14 protein-coding genes are annotated in these 14,784 nt (G+C 50.1%); 3 read left to right on the top strand and 11 right to left on the bottom strand.

Going from position 1 to position 14,784, the window contains the following annotated elements:
• Nucleotides 1–4 precede the first annotated feature (4 nt).
• On the bottom strand, nt 5–1,114 hold the full coding sequence (locus tag ABIE10_RS03475) for an AI-2E family transporter (protein WP_016156415.1): 1,110 nt from the start codon (nt 1,112–1,114) through the stop codon (nt 5–7).
• 202 nt (nt 1,115–1,316) lie between these two features.
• Between ABIE10_RS03475 and ABIE10_RS03470 the strand changes: the two genes are divergently transcribed.
• Nucleotides 1,317–2,276 carry a YbgA family protein gene (locus tag ABIE10_RS03470; protein WP_016156416.1) on the top strand — a complete coding sequence of 320 codons (960 nt, stop codon included), beginning with the start codon at nt 1,317–1,319 and terminating at the stop codon, nt 2,274–2,276.
• A gap of 155 nt (nt 2,277–2,431) precedes the next feature.
• Here the strand turns inward: ABIE10_RS03470 and ABIE10_RS03465 are convergent, their stop codons facing one another.
• From ABIE10_RS03465 to ABIE10_RS03435, 7 genes are all read right to left on the bottom strand, one after another.
• Nucleotides 2,432–4,360, bottom strand: coding sequence for a putative bifunctional diguanylate cyclase/phosphodiesterase (locus ABIE10_RS03465; protein WP_137380396.1), 1,929 nt, complete (start codon nt 4,358–4,360; stop codon nt 2,432–2,434).
• Between the two features lie 17 nt (nt 4,361–4,377).
• Nucleotides 4,378–4,872 (bottom strand): molybdopterin-dependent oxidoreductase, encoded by a 495-nt coding sequence (locus ABIE10_RS03460; RefSeq protein ID WP_016152974.1) that lies wholly within the window; start codon nt 4,870–4,872, stop codon nt 4,378–4,380.
• Nucleotides 4,873–5,413: 541 nt separating this feature from the next.
• Entirely contained in the window at nt 5,414–6,055 is a 642-nt protein-coding gene (locus tag ABIE10_RS03455; protein ID WP_016152975.1) for a helix-turn-helix transcriptional regulator, read from the bottom strand.
• Between the two features lie 124 nt (nt 6,056–6,179).
• Nucleotides 6,180–7,148, bottom strand: coding sequence for a threo-3-hydroxy-L-aspartate ammonia-lyase (locus tag ABIE10_RS03450; protein ID WP_429154731.1), 969 nt, complete (start codon nt 7,146–7,148; stop codon nt 6,180–6,182).
• 27 nt (nt 7,149–7,175) lie between these two features.
• Nucleotides 7,176–7,571 carry a RidA family protein gene (locus tag ABIE10_RS03445; protein WP_019076721.1) on the bottom strand — a complete coding sequence of 132 codons (396 nt, stop codon included), beginning with the start codon at nt 7,569–7,571 and terminating at the stop codon, nt 7,176–7,178.
• Between the two features lie 245 nt (nt 7,572–7,816).
• Complete coding sequence (locus ABIE10_RS03440; RefSeq protein WP_016152978.1) at nt 7,817–8,125, bottom strand: monooxygenase; 309 nt, start codon at nt 8,123–8,125, stop codon at nt 7,817–7,819.
• Nucleotides 8,126–8,161: 36 nt separating this feature from the next.
• Nucleotides 8,162–8,953 (bottom strand): PhzF family phenazine biosynthesis protein, encoded by a 792-nt coding sequence (locus ABIE10_RS03435; RefSeq protein ID WP_200107803.1) that lies wholly within the window; start codon nt 8,951–8,953, stop codon nt 8,162–8,164.
• Between the two features lie 133 nt (nt 8,954–9,086).
• Between ABIE10_RS03435 and ABIE10_RS03430 the strand changes: the two genes are divergently transcribed.
• On the top strand, nt 9,087–9,785 hold the full coding sequence (locus tag ABIE10_RS03430) for an RluA family pseudouridine synthase (RefSeq protein WP_429154729.1): 699 nt from the start codon (nt 9,087–9,089) through the stop codon (nt 9,783–9,785).
• A gap of 38 nt (nt 9,786–9,823) precedes the next feature.
• Here the strand turns inward: ABIE10_RS03430 and mdtK are convergent, their stop codons facing one another.
• On the bottom strand, nt 9,824–11,197 hold the full coding sequence (mdtK, locus tag ABIE10_RS03425; protein WP_429154727.1) for a multidrug efflux MATE transporter MdtK: 1,374 nt from the start codon (nt 11,195–11,197) through the stop codon (nt 9,824–9,826).
• A 217-nt stretch (nt 11,198–11,414) separates the two neighbouring features.
• On the opposite strand from mdtK, the gene ABIE10_RS03420 reads away from it, so the two are divergent.
• Nucleotides 11,415–12,062 (top strand): riboflavin synthase, encoded by a 648-nt coding sequence (locus ABIE10_RS03420; RefSeq protein WP_047417658.1) that lies wholly within the window; start codon nt 11,415–11,417, stop codon nt 12,060–12,062.
• Nucleotides 12,063–12,103: 41 nt separating this feature from the next.
• On the opposite strand, the gene cfa is transcribed toward ABIE10_RS03420, so the two are convergent.
• The gene (cfa, locus tag ABIE10_RS03415; RefSeq protein WP_016152983.1) at nt 12,104–13,252 is read right to left on the bottom strand and encodes a cyclopropane fatty acyl phospholipid synthase; all 1,149 of its coding nucleotides are present in this window, start codon (nt 13,250–13,252) and stop codon (nt 12,104–12,106) included.
• Between the two features lie 290 nt (nt 13,253–13,542).
• The gene (punC, locus tag ABIE10_RS03410; RefSeq protein ID WP_016156423.1) at nt 13,543–14,748 is read right to left on the bottom strand and encodes a purine nucleoside transporter PunC; all 1,206 of its coding nucleotides are present in this window, start codon (nt 14,746–14,748) and stop codon (nt 13,543–13,545) included.
• Nucleotides 14,749–14,784: the final 36 nt, after the last annotated feature.

Raw genomic sequence — 14,784 nt, 5'->3', positions numbered from 1 at the left:
GCCATCATAAATCTGGAGGATTTTTTCCTTCTTCCATAAAGGCTTCGTCGATTCCTTCCACGTTACCTTCATGATCGCGCCCGGAAAACAGGTTCCAGCAGGTAATGAACAGTGCGGCAATCAGGGGGCCAATCACAAAGCCGTTAATGCCGTAGATCTCCATTCCGCCGAGAGTGGAAATCAGAATCAGATAATCCGGCATTTTGGTGTCTTTACCCACCAGCAGCGGGCGCAGGATATTGTCCACCAGCCCGACGATAATCACGAAGAAGCCAACGATAAACAGCCCTTGCCAAAGCTGGTGCGTGGCGAAGAGGAAGATTGCCGCAGGTACCCAGACGATCGCTGAGCCGACCGCGGGCACGAGGGAGAGAAACGCCATCAGCGCGCCCCACAGAACGCTGCCGTCGATGTCGACAATTGCAAACGCGATGCCGCCAAGAATACCCTGAACCAACGCCACGACCGCTGTGCCCTTGACCGTTGCCCGCGTCACGCCGACGAATTTGGCAAACAGGTGCTGTTTGGCAAAATCAGAAAGCGGTAATGAGTCCAGAATCTGGCGCACCAGGTACGGCCCGTCCTTCAGTAAGAAAAACAGCAGATACAGCATGATGCCAAAGCTAATAGCAAAGCCGAATGTCCCCTTACCAATCAGAAACGCGCTGCCGGCGAGGTACTGTCCACCCTGCAGTACAACGTCGGACAGTTTTTTCTGGATCTGCGCGACGTTATCCAGATTATGTTCTGCGAGGAATCCTCTGGCCCAGTCAGGAAGATACGAAATAATGGCGGTGACCACTTCCGGGAACTGAGTGTCGTTTTGTTGTAATTTGGCATACACCACGTTCAGCTCAATAGCCAACGAGGAGAAGATCACCATCAGTGGGATAAAAACAATCAGACAGATGATGCCGATGGTGAGCAGTGACGCCAGCCCGTTACGTTCGCCAAGCGCGCTGCGCAGTCTGTTTTTCACCGGGTTAAAGATGGTGGTTAAGATTGCGGCCCACAAAATGGCAGAGAAATAGGGAGACAACACATCGAAGAACGCCCAGGTCACAAGGGCAAGTATGAAAATGAAGAAACCTTTAGTCAGTCCGTTAAATCGCATTAGTGAACCCTGTAATGAGAAGCAGTCCCGACTATAGAACCGTTCAGGGGAATTACCAACTTTCGCTGCGCATATTTACTTAAATTGGTTAACCTGTTTTTCGTAGGGAGCCTGCGACAGATAAATAACGTACGCTATGATTTATTAGTGAAACAGTCATACTTTTCTTCCCGAAAAAGGGCGTCAAAAAAGAGGGGGCGTTATGAACACTCAACCTGTCATCGGGATTAGTGGATGTTTAACCGGCTCAGCCGTGCGATTTGACGGCGGGCATAAACGGATGGGATTTGTGATGGACGAGCTGGCTCAGTGGGTGACTTTTAAACCTGTCTGCCCGGAGATGTCCATCGGTTTGCCTGTACCACGCCCCGCGTTGCGTTTGGTTCAAACCGCCCAGGGGAATATCCGCATGTGTTTTAGCCATGCGCCTGGTGAGGATGTAACCGATAAAATGTCCGATTTCACTGCTTCGTATATCAATGGGCTTGGCGGTCTGTCGGGTTTTATCGTCTGTGCTAAATCACCGAGCTGCGGAATGGAGAGAGTGAGGCTGTATGACGAAAAGGGAAATCGCGGGCGAAAAGAGGGAACCGGTCTGTTTACCGGCACCTTAATGGAAACCTACCCGTGGTTGCCGGTCGAAGAAGATGGCCGCTTGCACGATCCGGTGCTGAGGGAGAACTTTGTCGAGCGAGTGTTCGCGTTACATGAGCTTAATATGCTGCGAGCCTCTGGTCTTACTCGCCACGGTTTACTCAACTTCCACAGCCGCTATAAGCTCCAGCTTTTGGCTCATCACCAGGCGGGTTACCGGGATATTGGCCCTTTTGTCGCCTCGCTCCATCAGTGGGATGATTTGGACGCTTTTTTCGTGGTATATCGCGAAAAGCTAATGGCGATCCTCAAAAAGCCCGCCTCACGGAAAAATCACACCAACGTACTGATGCATATTCAGGGCTACTTCCGCGATCGGTTGAACACCCGCCAGCGCGGAGAGTTGCGTGACGTTATCCTCAACTATAGCGGCGGACTGCTGCCAATATTGGCGCCACTGACTCTGCTCAAGCACTACCTTGCTGAATACCCAGACAGCTATTTGCTTACCCAGAACTATTTTGATCCTTATCCGAAGGATTTAGCCCTACGGTTAATGATTAATTAGCCTGATAGCGAGTAAATCTGGGGCAAAAATATCCGTTGTTCGCGAAGGTTATCCCTGCCGTTTTCTGATGCGTTTAAGCAGGGATAATTTTCACGGTGTGTAATCGATGATAAAAATGCGGCCCTGCACCCACGGGCAAATGTGCCGACCGCGATTTAACCGTTTCTGATTTCTTCATCGATACAAGGCTGAGGTTTACCAAACAGATATCCTTGCGCGAAATCGCAGCCCAGAGCCTGAAGTCTTGTCAGTTGCTCCTGCGTTTCAACACCTTCTGCAACAGCCTTCATATTGAGAGATTTCGCCATACCCGTGATCAGTTTGATGATAGTCAGGGCGTCTTCCTGCGTAGATATCGAATGCACAAAGGACTTGTCTATTTTGATTTTATCGAAGGCCAGTCTGCTGAGGCGCGAAAGAGAAGAGTATCCGGTACCGAAATCATCGATGGAGATTTTTACCCCCAGGGTCCGGAGCTTATTAAGCGTATTTATCGGTGTAGCACTCTCGGTAAAGAGAGAGGATTCAGTCACTTCCAGTTCGAGGCGGTCAGGTGGAAGTCCAGTTTCTTTCAGAATGGTTAACACGATTCCTGCAAAGGCCTTGCTGCTTAGCTGGACAGGGGAGACATTGACTGAAATTTTAGCCGGAACCGCCCAACCCGCGGCTTCCCTGCAGGCAATTTCCAGCACCGCTTTCCCCATCTCATTAATCATCCCTGTTTTTTCAGCAACAGGAATAAAGCTATCCGGCGACAGGAGGCCCTTGAGAGGATGGACCCAACGAATTAGCGCCTCATAGCTGTATATTTTCTGACTGAAAGAATCGACAATAGGCTGGTAATACACCACGAACTCTTTGTTGACTATTGCTAATGCCATATCATGCTCAAGCGTTCTGCTTTCCTGCAATTTTTCTAACATTCGTTGCCGGAAGACTTTTATCTTGCCAGAGCCTTCATTTTTGGCTTCATAAAGGGCCAGATCGGCAAATTTATAAAGATAGTCGGAGCGACGCTCATTTTCTGAGATAACAATGCCAACACAGGTAGTTATGTTGATAATTGTGTTGTAAATGGTGTAGGGCTGGCTGATAAACTCACATATTTTCTGGGCTCGCGACACGGCCCGACTTTCTGTCAGGCCACTTGAGAGAAACGCAAACTCATCCCCGCCTAAGCGATACAGCGTATCCGACGTAAGGCTTGTCGAAATCAGACGATCGGATATCTGGCGCAGTAACATATCACCGGCATCATGACCATACGTATCATTGACCTCTTTGAATCGATCTAAATCAAACAACATCACAGTCACAGCATCGTTATTTTTCTCTGCCATTTCGATTGTTTTATTTAAATCGCTCCAGAATAGCTGACGGTTATTCATCTCGGTGAGCGAGTCATGGTAGACGTCATATTCCAGCTTGGCATTCTGAATCTGTAGCTTTTCCTTCGATTTTTGCAGTTCTTCGGCAAGACTCTTGACCTGAAGGTGCCCCCGCAGAATATTTCTGTTTTGATAAAAAATGAGCACGCCCAGAATCGCACTCAGTATTATTAGCAGTACAGATGTCGTTGAGTAAATATAGTACAGCGTTTGAATTTTTTGGTTGGCGTTATTAATCGAGTTAACATCTTTGTTTAATGCGCCGGATGAAAGACGCCCAAGTTGTGCATCCAGGGTATGCATTTTTTTCAGATACGCCTGGAGTGCTGGACGGTTCATTTTCTCGAGATTATCATCCAGATAACTAAGGATATTTTCAAGTGTTACCGCTAGCTCACGGTGGGCTATATTGCTTTCTATGTAGCGCCCCAAATCACCTTCTTTTATCAAATCACTCTGGCTGAGCATAATGTCGAGACGCATGCGTACATCATCAAGATTCATCGTATCATCGATAGTGTAAAGACCAAGCAACGATTCAAATCGGTAATATTGAGATACCAACTGAGCGGCAGACCAGGAATCGGTGTAGTGAGTCAGTTTTTGTAGCTCTTGTTGCCTTTCATGCACGAGGAAAGAGATATATCCGGTCGATATAAAAAGAAAAAAGATGATGCCAGCCAGTATTCTGTTCATGATGTTCCTCTGAACGCTTACTCAATATCCATACTACTGACCTGCCATGCAGACCTTGAATAATAAATCTGATTATTTAGTTCCGGCATGCTGTCATAGGGGTACACAATGAATAATGGGCCTTTATCACGGATGCGCATATATTTTCCGTTGATTTTTAAAGCAAGGATGGCATTGTATTTTTTGAAATCACTGAGAGGGATAACGGTGGTGTAGTCATTAAGCGCAGTAACCTTTACAACGGAGCCGCTCGCCCCAACATAATCCATGAGTTTTTGTAGTGGAATACCCGTAAAGGTCGTACGTCCATTATACCAGGGGGAGGTGGTCTGAAAACTTACCATGCCCAGCTTCTCAAGGCTGGCGGTATCAAAAACCGCTTTCCCATCTTCATTTGTATTTTCAATATTACCGGATAACGTTAAAAGAACTTTACCGGTGGGCCTGGAAAGTTCACCCGCCCAAAGCTGGGTGGAGAGCACAACGCTTACCAACATGACTATTAACCGCATTCTAACCTCACCAATCAGCCGGATGTAAAAGAATTATAATTTAGATATCACGCTATTTATATATTCCGCCTGTCTATTATTGATGATGTGAAGTTATTTGTATTTTAATTCATTTAAATCAATGGGTTGCCATGATTAATGGTTATGAATATTTATTAAATCAGGCGAAGTCTGTTATTAACGGACGGTGATTTTTGTTGTATCTGTACAAAAAACACTCACTCTGTGGTTGTTAAAAAATCACACGATCATAAAGGTTTATTTTTTTGTGCAGCGACAGGAAATCGTTGTTTTATCGGCGGGTAACCTTGTTGAATAAATCGAACTTTTGCCTATTCCCGGGATTAGATTACACAGGCGTAGCAGACGTTCAAAAATAGTCAATTATCAGGAATTCAAAATATGCAAAATCACCTACGGGATCGTCAGCAACTTAATGAACTTATCAATGGCTGGATGCACCGCGATTGGGGGAATATGCCGCGCTGGCTTGCTGCATGAGCCAGGCGGATATACCTTGCTGAGCGCCGCATAACCGGGTTTATTCGCCAGCCTGAGCCGACTGGCGGGCATACAGATACGCGGTTGCTCTGGAGACGCCCAGATGCTGCGCCACTGTGTCCATAGATTTTCGTACGTTCAGCAAACCGTCTTTGCGTAATTGTTGAATCAGTCGTTTACGGTCTTCAGGTTTCAGGGCGCGGGCCGTCGTTGCGCATTTAGCGGCAAAGTCATCGATACGCTGGCGGATGACTTCGTTACTGCCGGGATCGATATGTTCCTTAATGGGAGAGTCAGCGGTTTCAGTAAAACGCGCAAGGGCACTCTGCATGCCACGAAACAGCGTCATATCCACGTTCAGACAGAGTGCTGCTACGTATTTGCCTTCGTCATCCTTGATGCCGATGGAGGTACTTTTCACCGGGCGGCCATCGGCAAACTGGTTGCTGTAGTTGGCAATAATGCTGGGAAATTCAGGCGATGCGATTCGCGCCAGACCCAGTTCTGTTGCCGGTTGGCCGGGTTCTCGCCCGGACAGGTTATTATGGATGGATAAAATGGCATGTTCAGGATTTTTGAGATCATGAACCACCACTTCGCAAAACGGAGAGAAGGTCTCGCTCAAGCCCCTGGCGATAGTGTCAATTTGGCTGAGAAGTGAGTTGTTATCGGTTTTTGGCATGCCAGTCTCCTGCGGTGATGCCTGTTGCCATAATTGCGGGCAGTTTACAGTGAGCAGGGTTCGCTTTTCCAGACGCGAGTGTTCAGACGGTAATAAGGTATCCGCATGGCAGATACCTTCTTAATTACTCGGCAAGGAATTCACTGTAGCGGCTGATATCCACGTTCCCGCCGCTGATGATAATGCCGATTTTCTTGCCGCGAAGTTCAGTTTTGCGCGCTCTGGCGGCGGCAAAACCCAGACAGCCAGTCGGCTCCACGACAATTTTCATTCGCTCAGCGATAAATTTCATCGAGGCGACTAATTCATCGTCTGAGACAGTCAGAATATCGTGCACATTTCGCTGGATAATCGGAAACGTAATATTCCCGAGATGTTGGGTCTGAGCACCGTCAGCAATGGTTTTCGGCGTATCGATATGAACAATCTTTCCGCTGCGAAACGACTGTTGACCATCGTTTCCTGCCTCTGGCTCGACACCATAGATGATGCAGTCAGGTGACAGATGTCTGGCTGCCAGTGAGGAGCCCGAAAGCAGGCCGCCGCCGCCCAGACACACGAAAAGAACGTCTAGCTGACCCACTTCTTCAATCAGCTCTTTTGTGGCGGTGCCCTGGCCCGCAATCACGTGCGGATGGTCGTATGGCGGGATCAGCGTCAATCCTTGTTTCTCTGCCAGCTCCCGTCCGATTTTTTCACGATCTTCGGTATAGCGATCGTAAATCACCACATTTCCACCATAGCCTTTTGTGGCTGCAACTTTAGCCGCCGGGGCATCATGCGGCATGATAATCGTCGCCGGGATCCCCAACAATTTTGCCGACAGGGCAATGGCCTGCGCATGGTTGCCGGACGAAAAGGTGACGACGCCCGCAGCGCGTTGTTCTGGCGTGAACTGGCGTAACGCATTCATGGCTCCGCGAAATTTAAACGCGCCCATTCTCTGGAAGTTTTCGCACTTGAAGAAAACTTCAGCACCAAATTCGTCATTAACCGTTCGGGAGGTCATCACCGGCGTTTTGTTGGCATAGTCGGCGATGCGCTCTGCCGCGGCGGCAACATCGTTATAATCAGGCAGTGTCATTTCAGTCATTGTTGTTCACCTGTATGTCGTTAAAAGTCATGCTTGTGGGGCCAGGGCAATAGCTTCAACTTCCAGCGCGAAACCATAATGAAGCTCTGCAACGCCCGCTACCGCGCGGGAGGGCCGGAAATCACCGATCCACTCCCCATAGATTTTGTTAAACGTTGGCCATTGGTTGATATCTGTTACATAGACGCGTACTGACACCAGGTGCTGTCGAGAAACCCCTGCGCCAGCCAGGCAGGCATCAATATTCTGCAGTACCAGCCGCGTCTGTTCTTCAAAAGAGGCCTCGGTTTTTTTTTCGCCATCACTTGTGACCGGCAACTGACCAGAAATGAAGACGAATCCGCCAGCCGTTGTACTGTGTGAGTAATGACCTGCAGGCGGAAAACCTCCTGCAGATGAGTTCAATGTAATGTCCACGGACATAAGAGAATCTCCTGTAGTTAGTGGTAATTCATTTTGTATAAAATAATACTGTTTGTATTATTTTATACGCTTTCATACCGCGTTCGGCTAGTGATAGTTTTCACAGGTGATGATTTTGTGAACTATGGCAAACGTGACCCACGTTATATAGCTATCCTGGCGCGGTGAAAGAGGGGGAACGCTTTTGATGAGGGTAAAGCAGGGGAGTGAAGAAGCGCCCCGGGGCGGGGCGTTAAAGCCAAAAATTAGCCGATATGGCCGTGGTTAATCTTACTTAACGGTTCATTGATATCGAAGATTTTGCACGTCACGTCTTCCACACCCAGGTGCTTCAGGCGGGCCGTGTGTTTTTTGATATAGGCCAGAGCGCTGTCTTCATCCTGAAACAGGTAGATGCCACCCGCTTCGTGGTTTGCTGCGTTCTCGGTCCAGATTTTCCAGATGAAACCCGGCTCCTGGTTGATGGATTCGGCCAGTTCAACAAGTTGATGTGACATCTCAGCGCCAAACGGCCCAGGAAAATCAAAGTGTATCTGCACGAGTTTGTTTGCCATAAATCCTCCATGGATTGGTTAATTCGGGTAAGGCTACTAGCGTAACAGCACTTTACCCGTCAGATAAGTTACTGCTTGTCCACCGATATAAACACGTGTTCCTGTCAGCTGGCAGCGTAAATCGCCGCCGCGTTCAGAGACCTGTCGCGCCAGCATCTGCGTTTTATTCAGTTTTGCAGCCCAGTAAGGAATCAGCATGCTATGCGTCGAACCGGTGACCGGGTCTTCTGCGACTGCTTCACCCGGGCAGAAGAAACGGCTGACGAAATCGTATTCCCCGTCACCCGGCGCGGTGATACATACCATTTTCCCGAGGGGAATCATGGCGTGGATATTCGGGCGCACAGCCTCAACCTGCTGTTGATTCTCCATCACGACCATGTAATCGCGCGCGACGCGCACTTCTTTATATTCGGTGATGCCCAATGTTTCCAGCAGTAAGGCGGGCGGTTCGGCAGGTTCGCTTTGCCAGGCAGGAAAATCAAGCGTCAGCCAATCACCGTTGCGCGTGACCGTCAGTGGACCCACAAAACGGGTGGCAAAATGGATGGTCGCTTCCGGGTAATCCAGATGTTCAAAGATGACATGTGCGGCGGCAAGCGTGGCATGCCCACACAGATTAATTTCGCCTTGCGTGGTAAACCAACGCAGCTCGAAGCCATTCTCACTAGCGACAAAAAAAGCGGTTTCCGACTGGTTATGCTGCTGCGACATTTTTAATAATATTTCATCGGGCAACCAGTCATCGAGCGGGCATACTGCTGCGGCATTACCGCCAAACGTCGTAGTGGTAAAGGCATCTACCATGTAGAAATCGATTTGTTGCACGGTGTAACCCTCTCATCGCACTCAGGATATCCCACACTCTATCATGCAATGATTGTCATTGGTTAAGCGCCCTGATTCGCTAGTGTGGTAAAAATTCGCTATCATCCGTTTCCACACTTCATCCTGGCCGCTCATGTCTACGATCCTCGATACCTTTATTGCCCCGCCTTGTCATGAGGAGATAGCGATCCTCTATCAGGACGAGCATCTGGTGCTTATCAATAAACCCACCGGCCTGCTTAGTTTGTCGGGGAAAAACCCGCAGAATCTCGATTCGGTACATCACCGGCTGGTACAGATTTACCCCGGCTGTACGCTGGTACATCGGCTTGATTTTGGGACGTCAGGGCTGATGGTGATTGCCCGTAACAAGGCTATCAACGCCGCGCTTTGCCAGCAGTTCAGTCAGCGCGCGGTAAGCAAGGTGTATAGTGCGTTGTTGTGCGGGCATCTGAAAAACGATGAAGGCGTTATAGACGCAGCGATTGCCAAAGACCCGGCGCTGTTTCCACTGATGTCGATTTGCGCCATTAACGGTAAACCCGCGCGCTCGCGCTATCAGGTTATTGAGCGTTTTCATCATCGCCAGCAAGATGGGGAGTTACTCGCTTTGACGCGGGTACGGCTGACACCTGAAACCGGGCGTACCCACCAGTTGCGGATCCACTGTCAGCAGTTGGGGCATCCCATTTTGGGGTGCGATTTATATGGTGGGCGTCTGCTGCCAGGCACCGAACGGACGTCGAGACTGATGCTGCATGCCAGTGAACTGCATTTCAGGCATCCGGTCAGTCAGGAATGGATGACGACCCAAAACGCCAGCCCGTTTTGAGGATATAAAAAAGCCGCCAGATGGCGGCTATTTGGGGATTATCGTGCAGCGCGTTGTAAAATAACCGCTGACGGCTGGCGCTGAAGAAAACGCATCCGCAACATCATCAACACTGCCGCAGAGGTCAGGCCGATAATAAAGCCCATCCAGAATCCTGCCGGTCCCATCCGGTCAACCACCAGATCGGTGAGCGCCAGAATATAACCGCTCGGCAGACCCAGTACCCAGTATGCCGTAAAGGTAATAAAGAAAATGGAACGCGTGTCTTTATAACCACGTAGGATACCGCTGCCAATAACCTGGATAGAGTCCGATATTTGATACACCGCGGCCAGTAACATGAGCTGCGCTGCCAGAGTGACAACTTCCGGGTTATTGTTGTAGAGCAGGGCAATGTGCTCACGGAATGTTACGGTGAAAATCGCCGTCACAACCGCCATGCAGACGCCGACGCCCAGACCTGTTCTGGCTGCGGTTTGCGCATCCAGCGTGGAACCCTGGCCCAGACGATAACCGACTCGAATGGTGACGGCTGCAGCCAGAGACATCGGCAGGACGAACATTAACGAGCTGAAGTTGAGCGCGATCTGGTGTCCGGCCACGTCGACAATCCCCAGCGGGGAAACCAGCAGCGCCACCACAGCAAACAGCGTCACTTCGAAAAATAACGCCAGCGCGATAGGTAAACCCAGCTGTACCAGGCGCTTCATTACGGCGGTGTCCGGTTTCTGGAAACCACGCTCATTACGGATATCACGCATCGAGCGTGCGCGTTTAACGTATGACAGCATGGCGATAAACATCACCCAGTAAACCGCCGCTGTTGCCACGCCGCAGCCCACGCCGCCAAGTTCCGGCATGCCAAAATGCCCATAAATGAAAACATAGTTAACAGGAATGTTCACCAGCAGGCCGAGAAATCCCATCACCATCGCCGGTTTGGTTTTGGCCAGACCTTCACACTGGTTACGGGCTACCTGGAAGAACAAATACCCCGGCGCGCCCCACAGCAACGCACGCAGGTAGCCGACGGCTTTATCCGCCAGCGCCGGGTCGATGTTATGCATGGAGCGAATAATGTATCCCGCGTTCCAGAGCACGATCATAATCAGAATAGAGACGCTGCCCGCCAGCCAGAAACCCTGGCGTATTTGATGGGCAATACGATCGCGGCGCCCGGAACCATTGAGTTGCGCAATCACTGGCGTCAAGGCCAGCAGCAGTCCGTGACCAAACAAAATGGCCGGCAACCAAATAGATGTGCCAATGGCGACGGCCGCCATGTCCGTGGCGCTGTATCCGCCCGCCATGACGGTATCAACGAATCCCATTGCGGTTTGAGCGATTTGCGCAAGAATCACCGGAATTGCCAGAGCTAATAACTGACGCGCTTCACTTACATACTTTTGCACGTGTACACCACTATATTGTTGTTATTTGAGAGACTAAAAAAGCCGCCTTATATGGCAGCAAGGAGAAAAAGCAGGGGAAATTTCAGTCTATTGTAGCGAGGAATACGTAATTCTCCAGTGAAAAAACAGGCAGTAGCGGCGCATTGCTGGCAACCTGAATTTCCACCTGCTATTGTGCTGTGCAGAGATGTCTTAATTCAGTTCAGGAGTTAGAAGTATGTTTACGGGTATTGTGCAGGGCACCGCGAAATTGGTGTCCATTGATGAAAAACCAAATTTTCGTACGCATGTTGTGGAGTTACCTGAATATATGTTGGATGCGCTGGAGACCGGCGCATCGGTTGCCCACAATGGGTGCTGCCTGACGGTAACCGAAATCAACGGTAACCAGATAAGCTTTGATCTGATGAAAGAAACGCTGCGTATCACCAATCTGGGTGACCTGAAGGTTGGGGATTTGGTCAACGTTGAGCGTGCGGCAAAATTCAGTGATGAAATTGGCGGACATTTAATGTCGGGCCATATTATGACGACCGCCGAAGTGTCGAAAATTCTGACCTCGGAGAACAACCGCCAGGTGTGGTTTAAAGTTCAGGATCCGTCGCTGATGAAATACATCTTGTACAAAGGATTTATCGGAATTGATGGCATCAGTCTGACGGTCGGCGAGGTGACACCGACGCGTTTCTGTGTGCATTTGATCCCGGAAACGCTGGAACGTACGACGCTGGGTAAGAAAAAGTTAGGCGCGCGGGTCAATATCGAAATCGATCCTCAAACCCAGGCGGTGGTTGATACCGTTGAGCGCGTACTGGCGGCGCGTGAAAACGCCATCAGTAACGTAACGGGTGAGGCGGGAGCCTAAGTCAGAGTGTAAAACCCCCGTTGGCACGGGGGTAATAACGATTAGCGGGGAACGCGCAGGCCGTGTTCAACGCCGCGGGAAAATACCACCTGCCACAGCTGGATGTCGCGAGCACGAAACGCACCGGCGCAGGCGTTCAGGTAATAGCTGAACATCCGTTTAAAGCGTTCGGTATAGTTATCGGCGATTTCAGGCCAGGATCTCATGAAACGCTCGTGCCAGGCCATCAACGTTGTATCGTAATCCGCGCCAAAATTATGCCAGTCTTCCATCACAAAATGCGGCTCGCTGGCGTTGGCAATCTGGCGAACTGACGGTAAACAGCCGTTCGGGAAGATATATTTATTGATCCACGGATCAACGTTATTGTCGGTCTTTTTAGAGCCGATGCTATGCAGCAAAAAGAGGCCGTCGGGTTTTAAATTACGATCAACCACCTCAAAATAAGTCGCGTAGTTCTTCGGCCCCACATGCTCAAACATGCCGACGGAGACAATGCGATCAAATTTGTCGTTAAGGTCGCGATAATCCTGCAGCAAAATTGTGACATCCAGCCCCGCACAACGCGCCTGCGCCATTTTCTGCTGTTCTGCCGAAACGGTCACGCCCACCACGCTAACGCCATATTGTGACGCCATAAACTGGGATAAGCCGCCCCAGCCGCAGCCAATATCGAGCACCCGCATGCCTGGCTTCAACTGCAGTTTTTCGGCAATCATTTTTAGCTTCGCCTGTTGGGCAGATTCCAGGGTATCGGCATCTTTCCAGTAGGCGCAGGAATACTGCATATAAGGGTCCAGCATGCGGGTAAAGAGATCGTTGCCCAAATCGTAGTGTTCTTTGCCGACGACCCACGCACGTTTTTTGGTCTGTAAATTGAACAGGCGAGCCGTGGCGATACGTAGCGTGTCTTTAAAGTGGCGGGGGAGTTGGTTTTCAAGACCGGCGCGCAGGACTTTACAAAAAAACATGTCCAGCCGGTCGCATTCCCACCAGCCATCCATATAACTTTCGCCCAACCCTAACGATCCTTCCTGCAGTACGCGTTTGAAAAAATCGGGGTTCGTTACGCGAATATCTGCCGGTGCCGGACCATTAATGGTAATACCTGCACGGCTCAATAATTCATTGGTGATGCGGTACCAGTCATCATCCGGTACGCTGACGTCTTCTATACACGATGAACTCATAGCTTCTCCATCACTGGTCGGTGATCAGAACCTTAAAATAGCGTAGACGCTTTTTTGGGCTTTGTGAGAACTCTCACGGAATTAATCCGCGAATCTATAATCCGACGTAGAACAGAGGAAGGGAGGAACCCTTGCCGAAAAGACCATCCATGGGAAAACGGGAACGTTCTTGTCCCCGTTAACACATAACAATTATCGTTTTTTTAACAACTGGAAATCAGTATAGGCCTGAATTTTTGACGATTCAACCAATAAATATTAGCAGGCTAATCAATTATCAAAGGTGATTACTAGTGAGACTCACCGTGGGCAATTTGCGCCCGATCATCTGTGTGCGGGGCGTTAGCCTTCTGCGATTGCATTTTGTAACCCGCGGCCGCCAGCAGCACCGTTGTCAGCATCACGCTGGTGGTGGTGAGCAGCGGGGTGGCGATCAACCAGGAAACCACAAGGCTTGCCAGGAAGCATAAACCCAGTTGCAGTGTGTTCTGCAATGCCGCTGCGCGTCCCGTAGCCTGTGGGAAAGGACGTAACGCCTGAGCCACAACAATAGGGTAGATTGCTCCATTGGCAATCGCCATAACGCAGAATGGGATGAGGATTTCAGCCAGCGCAACATGGTGAATAAATCCGGTTGCCCAGGTGGCCACTACGCTAAAGGCATACAGAATGAGTAACCAGGGCAGCAGCTGACGGCCCTGCCATTTTTGCAGCGCAGCGCGGCAGCCGTAACCACCAATTAAGAAAGCGATGGTTTGTGGAACATAGCTCAGGCCAATCACCGCCGGACTGTAGCCCATTTCGCTGAGGATGAACGGGGAACCCGTCAGCCACGCGAAGAAGCTCGCGGAGCAGGCGGCATAAATCAGCACGTTTCCGCGGTAAACTTTTGAGCGCAACAGGGTAGCGAAAGTCAGTTTATCCTGGCTGTCGTCGCGTGCTTTAGCTGTTGGTTTTAAGCGCAGAGCCGGAAGCATCAGGATTAGAGTAATGGCAAACAGGGTGGCGAAAATGGCCTGCCAGGAAAAATGTACCAGGATCCAACTGCCTAATAACGGCGCTAATGCCGGGGATAGCCCGACCAACGGCATAATGGTGGCAAAGATGCGGTTTACTTTTTGTGAAGGATAATAATCGGTGACCAGCGCCTGCCAGATAACCGATGCCGCACAAACGCCAACGGCCTGAACAAAGCGCAGTACCAGCAGACCGGTGGCATTTTCAACCCACAGCATGCCCAGACTGCCCAGCGCGAAGATGGATAAACCCAGCAGCAAAACAGGCTTGCGACCATAGTGGTCAGAGAGCGGCCCCCACAGAAGTTGCGCGACGGCAAAACCCGCTAAGAATAAGCTAAGGCTGGCGCTGACGGCAGATGCAGGCGTCTGCAGATCGGACTGAATTGCGGCGAAGGCGGGCAGATACATATCCGTTGCCAGAAAGCCGAGTACGCTAAGACCCGCCAGCCAGACTAAAAATCCTTTCCCAGGTTGCATCATCATTTCTCTTTTTTTAGCAGTAGTACAATGCCG

The organism is Citrobacter sp. 506 (assembly GCF_050434985.1).
Lineage (GTDB): Bacteria > Pseudomonadota > Gammaproteobacteria > Enterobacterales > Enterobacteriaceae > Citrobacter > Citrobacter braakii.
The sequence above is the reverse complement of the archived record's forward strand: the minus strand, read 5'-3'. Positions and strand labels throughout refer to the sequence as shown.

Bases quoted from the DNA above. Each gene is read 5' to 3' on its own strand.
- ABIE10_RS03440 (WP_016152978.1), bottom strand. From the start codon at position 8,125: ATGGCAAACAAACTCGTGCAGATACACTTTGATTTTCCTGGGCCGTTT.
- ABIE10_RS03450 (WP_429154731.1), bottom strand. From the start codon at position 7,148: ATGACTGAAATGACACTGCCTGATTATAACGATGTTGCCGCCGCGGCA.
- ABIE10_RS03430 (WP_429154729.1), top strand. From the start codon at position 9,087: ATGTCTACGATCCTCGATACCTTTATTGCCCCGCCTTGTCATGAGGAG.
- ABIE10_RS03465 (WP_137380396.1), bottom strand. From the start codon at position 4,360: ATGAACAGAATACTGGCTGGCATCATCTTTTTTCTTTTTATATCGACC.
- ABIE10_RS03475 (WP_016156415.1), bottom strand. From the start codon at position 1,114: ATGCGATTTAACGGACTGACTAAAGGTTTCTTCATTTTCATACTTGCC.
- ABIE10_RS03455 (WP_016152975.1), bottom strand. From the start codon at position 6,055: ATGCCAAAAACCGATAACAACTCACTTCTCAGCCAAATTGACACTATC.
- ABIE10_RS03445 (WP_019076721.1), bottom strand. From the start codon at position 7,571: ATGTCCGTGGACATTACATTGAACTCATCTGCAGGAGGTTTTCCGCCT.
- ABIE10_RS03460 (WP_016152974.1), bottom strand. From the start codon at position 4,872: ATGCGGTTAATAGTCATGTTGGTAAGCGTTGTGCTCTCCACCCAGCTT.
- punC (WP_016156423.1), bottom strand. From the start codon at position 14,748: ATGCAACCTGGGAAAGGATTTTTAGTCTGGCTGGCGGGTCTTAGCGTA.
- ABIE10_RS03420 (WP_047417658.1), top strand. From the start codon at position 11,415: ATGTTTACGGGTATTGTGCAGGGCACCGCGAAATTGGTGTCCATTGAT.
- cfa (WP_016152983.1), bottom strand. From the start codon at position 13,252: ATGAGTTCATCGTGTATAGAAGACGTCAGCGTACCGGATGATGACTGG.
- ABIE10_RS03470 (WP_016156416.1), top strand. From the start codon at position 1,317: ATGAACACTCAACCTGTCATCGGGATTAGTGGATGTTTAACCGGCTCA.